At 35.9% G+C, this 6913-nt stretch carries 6 protein-coding genes; all 6 read left to right on the forward strand.

The genetic code is table 11. The features are described from left to right. Positions 1-287 precede the first annotated feature (287 nt). The 6 genes from ADI58_RS04620 to ADI58_RS04645 all read left to right on the forward strand — a co-directional run bounded on the left by ADI58_RS04620 (position 288) and on the right by ADI58_RS04645 (position 6800). Positions 288-2417 carry a Tex family protein gene (locus ADI58_RS04620; RefSeq protein ID WP_049521637.1) on the forward strand — a complete coding sequence of 710 codons (2130 nt, stop codon included), beginning with the start codon at positions 288-290 and terminating at the stop codon, positions 2415-2417. Beyond that, positions 2404-2853: a SprT family protein gene (locus ADI58_RS04625; protein WP_033686984.1), complete on the forward strand. Its 450-nt coding sequence runs from the start codon at positions 2404-2406 to the stop codon at positions 2851-2853. Before ADI58_RS04620 ends, ADI58_RS04625 begins: the two co-directional genes overlap by 14 nt. Before the next feature lie 58 nt (positions 2854-2911). Next, on the forward strand, positions 2912-3184 hold the full coding sequence (locus tag ADI58_RS04630; RefSeq protein ID WP_001085044.1) for a PspC domain-containing protein: 273 nt from the start codon (positions 2912-2914) through the stop codon (positions 3182-3184). Between the two features lie 117 nt (positions 3185-3301). Beyond that, entirely contained in the window at positions 3302-4936 is a 1635-nt protein-coding gene (locus ADI58_RS04635; RefSeq protein WP_049521638.1) for an AI-2E family transporter, read from the forward strand. Positions 4937-4946: 10 nt separating this feature from the next. Then, positions 4947-5675, forward strand: a complete 729-nt coding sequence (locus ADI58_RS04640; protein ID WP_049521639.1) for a hypothetical protein — start codon at positions 4947-4949, stop codon at positions 5673-5675. A gap of 3 nt (positions 5676-5678) precedes the next feature. Next, positions 5679-6800: an AAA family ATPase gene (locus tag ADI58_RS04645; RefSeq protein WP_049521640.1), complete on the forward strand. Its 1122-nt coding sequence runs from the start codon at positions 5679-5681 to the stop codon at positions 6798-6800. Positions 6801-6913: the final 113 nt, after the last annotated feature.

Consider the following 6913-nt stretch of genomic DNA (forward strand, 5'->3'; position numbering starts at 1 on the left):
TTTTTATTTCTCAAAAACACGCATTTTGGACGATTATAAACAGAAGTCTAAATCCTATTCTTCAAAAAAACGTTTTCTTGAAGAATAGAGTGGGAGAATAGTGGCGCATTATTGTCAAAAATAAAAACAGTGAAATTAATCACTAGTCCTTTTGTAAACTATTAGAATTAAATTGCAACCTTCTCAATGAATAGAATATTGAAATGAAGTAAATTTATTTCCCAACTTATGTTTTTAAATACTGTAAGAGCTAATTTGAAACGTATAGCTTGTGGTATAATAGATTCATGGATAAAAAATATGAAAAAATCTCCCAGGATTTGGGAGTGACGCTAAAGCAAATTGATACCGTTCTAAGTTTGACAGCTGAAGGGGCGACTATTCCCTTTATCGCGCGTTATCGCAAGGACATGACTGGTAGTCTGGATGAGGTGGCAATTAAGGCCATTATTGACTTGGATAAAAGTCTGACCAATCTCAACGACCGTAAGGAAGCTGTTTTAGCTAAGATTCAAGAGCAAGGCAAGCTGACCAAGGAGTTGGAAGAAGCTATCTTAGCTGCCGAAAAATTAGCAGACGTAGAAGAGCTCTATCTTCCATACAAGGAAAAGCGTCGGACCAAGGCAACCATTGCTCGTGAAGCCGGACTCTTCCCACTTGCTCGCTTGATTTTGCAGAATGTAGCTGATTTAGAAAAAGAGGCTGAAAAGTTTGTCTGTGAAGGATTTGCGACTGGTAAGGAAGCCTTGTCTGGTGCAGTTGATATCTTGGTCGAAGCCTTGTCGGAAGATGTGACCTTGCGTTCCATGACTTATCAGGAGGTACTGAGACACTCTAAACTCACTTCTCAAGTCAAGGATGAAAGTCTTGATGAAAAGCAGGTTTTTCAGATTTATTATGATTTTTCAGAGACGGTTGGAAATATGCAAGGCTATCGTACCTTAGCCCTCAATCGTGGGGAGAAGCTAGGTGTCTTGAAGGTCGGATTTGAACATGCAACGGACCGTATTCTTGCCTTCTTTGCTGCTCGTTTCAAGGTCAAAAATACCTATATAGATGAAGTTGTTCAACAGTCAGTTAAGAAAAAAGTCTTGCCTGCTATCGAGCGTCGTATTCGGACAGAACTAACTGAGAAAGCAGAAGAAGGAGCTATCCAACTCTTTTCTGACAATCTGCGCAATCTCCTCTTGGTTGCTCCGCTGAAAGGGCGCGTGGTTCTTGGATTTGACCCTGCCTTTCGTACAGGTGCCAAGCTAGCTGTCGTGGATGCAACAGGAAAAATGCTGACAACTCAGGTCATTTATCCTGTCAAACCAGCATCGGCTCGTCAAATCGAAGAATCCAAGAAAGATCTGGCAGACTTGATTGGTCAGTATGGCGTGGAAATTATTGCTATCGGAAATGGAACGGCCAGTCGTGAAAGTGAAGCTTTTGTGGCGGAAGTTCTTAAAGATTTTCCTGAGGTTAGTTATGTCATTGTCAATGAAAGTGGTGCTTCTGTCTATTCTGCTAGCGAACTTGCTCGTCAGGAGTTCCCAGACTTAACCGTTGAAAAGCGTTCTGCCATCTCTATCGCCCGTCGTTTGCAGGACCCCCTTGCTGAATTGGTCAAAATCGATCCTAAGTCAATTGGTGTCGGTCAGTACCAGCACGATGTCAGCCAGAAGAAATTGTCTGAAAGTTTGGACTTTGTCGTGGATACCGTGGTGAACCAAGTCGGTGTTAATATTAATACGGCCAGCCCAGCTCTTCTTTCACACGTAGCTGGACTCAATAAAACCATTTCTGAAAATATCGTCAAATACCGTGAGGAAGAGGGAAAAATCACTTCACGCGCCCAAATCAAGAAAGTTCCTCGTCTGGGTGCTAAGGCTTTTGAACAGGCAGCTGGTTTCCTTCGTATCCCTGAAAGTAGCAACATCCTTGATAATACAGGAGTTCACCCAGAAAATTACGTTGCCGTTAAGGAACTCTTCAAACGTTTAGATATTAAAGAACTAAACGAAGAAGCCCAAGGCAAACTCAAGTCGCTTTCAGTCAAGGAAATGGCGCAAGAGCTAGACCTTGGACCAGAAACTCTTAAAGATATCATTGCAGACCTTCTCAAACCAGGTCGAGATTTCCGTGATTCCTTTGATGCACCTGTGCTTCGCCAAGATGTCCTAGATATCAAAGATCTAGTGGTAGGCCAGAAGCTAGAGGGTGTGGTGCGTAATGTAGTTGACTTTGGTGCCTTCGTTGACATTGGAATTCACGAAGACGGCTTGATTCACATTTCCCATATGAGTCGCAAATTTATCAAACATCCTAGCCAAGTAGTGTCAGTCGGAGATTTGGTAACGGTTTGGGTTAAGAAAATCGATACTGAACGTGAAAAAGTCAATCTGTCGATCCTCGCTCCAAATGAAACTGACTGATTACGTTAAGCAGGTTTCACTAGAAGACTTCGGCAAACCTTTTATCCATCATGTTCAGTGGAATAGGCGTCTACGTTCGACAGGTGGGCGATTTTTCCCCAAAGATGGGCATTTGGATTTTAATCCCAAGGTTTATCAGGAACTCGGTCTGGATGTTTTTAGGAAAATTGTCCGCCATGAACTCTGTCATTATCACCTCTATTTTCAAGGGAAGGGCTATCAACACAAGGATCGGGATTTTAAGGAACTGTTGAAAGCAGTGGATGGATTACGCTTTGTGCCCTCCTTGACAAATAGCCACTCTAAACCACTCAAACTTTATCGTTGTCAATCCTGCCAGCAAAGGTATCATCGCAAGCGTAGGATTGATACCAAACGCTATCGCTGTGGACTTTGTCGAGGTAAATTGCTACTAATAAATCAGCCTGAGGACTGATGAAAGCCGAGCCTACCCGTGATATACTATGTCTAACCTAGCAGAAAGAGGAAAAATCATGAACAGTAAATTTTATAAAATGAGACGAAATCGCATGATTTCAGGAGTTCTGGCAGGTCTGTCAGATAAGTGGAACTTTGATGTTACCCTTGTTCGTTTCCTGTTTGCCATTTTTACAGTCGCAAACTTTGGCCTTGGCGTGATTATCTATATCATCCTAGCTTCTATCATGCCTACCAAGGAAGAAATTGAAGCAGAAATGTATGGAACAGGCCCACGCAAACGCAAAGAAGCCCAAGCCATTGACGATAATGAAGGCTGGTTTTGGTGAGGTAAATAATGAAATAAGCTTTGTTTTATAAAAGACAAGGCTTTTTTTTCATCTTGTCAGAATCTATGCCTAAATGGTATAATAAGCGTATAAAAATAATTTGACAGGAAATGTATTATGGCTAATGAGAATGAGTTACTCGCATTACGATCATCAAATATTGAGATTGAATACGACGAATTGCTTAATTTAGAAAATTCTCTAGAAAATAATCTCAAAGATCTTATTAAAGATATAGAAAAAATTGATTTAGATAGGGAAAAATTACAAAATAATGAATACCTTCAAGAATCTATTGAGAATATAGTCTGGGAGCAAGTGCAACTTCAACTTGCTGCCCAAATTGGTGATGAGTTTATTAAAGAGAACAACGGACAAACCCTAGATTTACGAAAAGAAGCACATATACAAACTGCTGAAAACTTTGAAAAAGGTAAATTTGCAACCCATAATAGAGATGTTAATTATCAAGAAAGATATGCTAAATGGCAAGATAACTTTACTACTAATAAAGATGGCGAAAGAGTTCTTAAAAGTGATGCTCGTGATTTCTTTGATAAAGGTAGAGACAAAGGTTCAGGAGCAGTTCATAAAGACCATACGGTTTCTATAAAGGAACAATTAAATGATGTTGAAATGGCAACATTTTTCTCAAAAGAACAAGTTAAAGAGTTTGCTAATAGTTCTAAAAATCTACATGATTTAGATGCATCTGCTAATATGTCCAAGGGCGATAAAACTATGACTGAATTTTTGAATTCAGAAAGAGATGGATTAAAGCCTGAAGAGCGATTTAATATTGATAGAAAACAGTTAGAAAAAGATGACCGAGAGGCTAGGGAAGAACTTCAAAAAAGGAAACAAGAAAATAAAGATACTGCTATAAAATCAGGTAAAAAATCACGACGCGATGAGGCATTAAAAATTTCCGGAAAAGCTTTGAAAGCAGCGCTTTTACAGTTATTATCAGAATTTTTGCGAGAATTGATTTCTAAATTTATCTCTTGGCTAAAAGATACAGAAAGAAACTTATCGACTTTTATTGATAAAATAAAAGAGGCTATCATATCTTTTGTAAATAACTTAGCAAATCATGTATTAAATGTCGGTAAATCTGTAGTTACAATGATTGCGTCTGCAATAGTTGGACCTGTAATTAATACAGTTCTTAAAGCTTGGACATTTATACACCAAGGTTGGAAATCTTTGAAAGAAGCAATAGATTATATAAAGAATCCTGAAAATAAAGATAAAAGCCTTGATATTATGATGTTAGAGGTTGGAAAAATTATTGTTGCGGGTTTAACAGCTACAGGTGCAATTGTAGTTGGGGAAGCTTTAGGAGCATCCCTCACAGCAAGTTTTCCAGTTTTGGCTATTTCAATACCACTTTTGGGAACAATCGGTAGCGTCATTGGAACATTTATGGGAGCAACTTTATCAGGAATTATTGGCGCTTTCGTATTAAAAATGATTGATCAGCAAATTGTCAATAAACAGATTACTGAATTAAGTTCTAAGAAAATTGATCAAAATAATGAAGTGTTAGTAATCAAAGATCAATTACTAGATGTAAAGAGCATAAAGCTTCAAGTAGAAAAAGATTCTGTTATCAATACTATTAAGGAAAGACATGATATGGCTGCTTCAATAATGAAAGAAAAGTTATCAGATATTTTTACAGAATCTACAAGAGACGATAAAAGTGACTTTGATGAGATTGATAGTTTATTACAAGAATTATTAGATTAGGGAGATAAATATGGAAGAAGAAGTATTTGAGCAAGAGCAAGAACAAGAAACAATTGAAATAAACATTAGAAAACATGATTTCGATGAAGCGAAAGAGCATCTGAAAGAGTTTGCTGAACAAAGTCAAGATGAATTGTATTTTGATACAGTTAGAACTCATGAAGACTTCTTTGGTTTTGAATTTGCTGAACATGGGGTTACTGGTAAAGAGTTTAATACTTTAGTTGAACAAACTCAAAATTACATTTCAAAATTTTATGATAATCAACAAACACTTATTGAAGAATTTGGTCAAGTTTATAAAGCTTTAGAAGCTCTTGATAAAGGTCATATTCAAGCAATTCTTTCTTCTGTAGCAGCAATTGATCATACAAATAAAAAAATATTAAAAGAACAAGTACGTATTGATAAAACCATTGAGAAACAAAAAGCAACTCTAGTAGCTCTTAAGCAATTTAAAGAGAAATTTAACGAAGAAAATAGCAAAAACTCTATCGAAAAACATGAGGTAATACTTTCTAAATTCAATGATAGACTTGTAAATCTAGAACAATTCGCAAGTACTCTTCCTTCAGAACCAGTTTCAAATACTGGAGAAATTGAGCAACTTAGGAGAGAATTGAACGAAAGTAAACAACAAATTCAATTTATTTCAAATCGCCTCCTAATAGTCTTTGTTGTTTCTGGAATTTCTATTGGTATGTTAGTGATTGCCTTGCTTTTCATGTTATTGAGGTAAGATATGTCAACTTCTCGAGATAAATTAATTTGTAGCGCAAAGAAATTAGACCTCTATTTTGGAAAAGAAAATAATTATCTGGATAAAGTAAATAATATTATAAAAAATCATACTGATACAAAATCAGTAGCAGAATTATATAAATCTATTTTTTTATTACAGCAAATTAACAAACGAAACAAGCTTACACCTTTATTAAAAGATTTATCTGATAATCTAGCTAGTTTCCTTGGATATACTTATCTATTTGATACTTTAGAAAAAGAGTTGAGTCACCAAAAGAAATCGTCTTTAGACGACCTTTTGGTGGAACTAAATCAGTTAGTAGGTTTAGAGAAGGTAAAAAAAGAAGTTAATCGTTTAATTATTTATCAAAAAGTTCAGTCAAAAAGGAAAGAGTCTGGCTTAAATATTCCTAAAAGAACTTTACACATGGCTTTTATGGGAAATCCAGGAACAGGAAAAACAACTGTTGCTAGAATTATTGGAAGAATGTACTACCAATTGGGACTTTTATCCAAAGGACATTTTATGGAAGTCTCCAGAACAGATTTAATTGCAGGTTACCAAGGACAAACTGCACTGAAAGTTAAAGATATCATAGAAAAGGCGAAAGGTGGAGTTCTCTTTATTGATGAGGCGTATAGTATTACTGAAAATGAAAATACTGATTCATATGGTCGAGAATGTTTAACAGAACTTACAAAGGCCTTAGAAGATGCACGAGATGATTTAATTGTTATTGTAGCTGGTTATACCGAACCAATGAACCATTTCTTTGAATCAAATCCTGGTTTGAAATCTCGATTTAATTATTTTATTAATTTTGAAAATTATTCTTCTACAGAATTGTTAGATATTTTTGAAACATTAGCAAGAAAAGACGACTACCATACAGATGACAAGCTGAAAGAAGTATTATTAAATTATTTTAATGAAAAGTTAGAAAGTAATCTCACCAATTTTTCTAACGGTCGCTTTGTTCGAAATCTATATGAAGATTTAATAATGAATCAAGCTGTCCGACTTAACCAAAGTGAAGCTGTGAGTTCAAAAGAATTAACTTTGTTGATTAAAGATGATTTTTGTATAAATGAAAATCGTTCTAGTGACATAGATTTATAATCAAATGAAATAATGAATCTTCAAACTGTTTATGAATGTATTATTGACCGTTGCAGCTAATTTACGAATCTGAACCCTTGTATCTGCAAGGGTTTTCTTCTTACTTTCTTTTT

This window comes from Streptococcus mitis, assembly GCF_001074635.1.
GTDB classification, from domain to species: domain Bacteria; phylum Bacillota; class Bacilli; order Lactobacillales; family Streptococcaceae; genus Streptococcus; species Streptococcus mitis_E.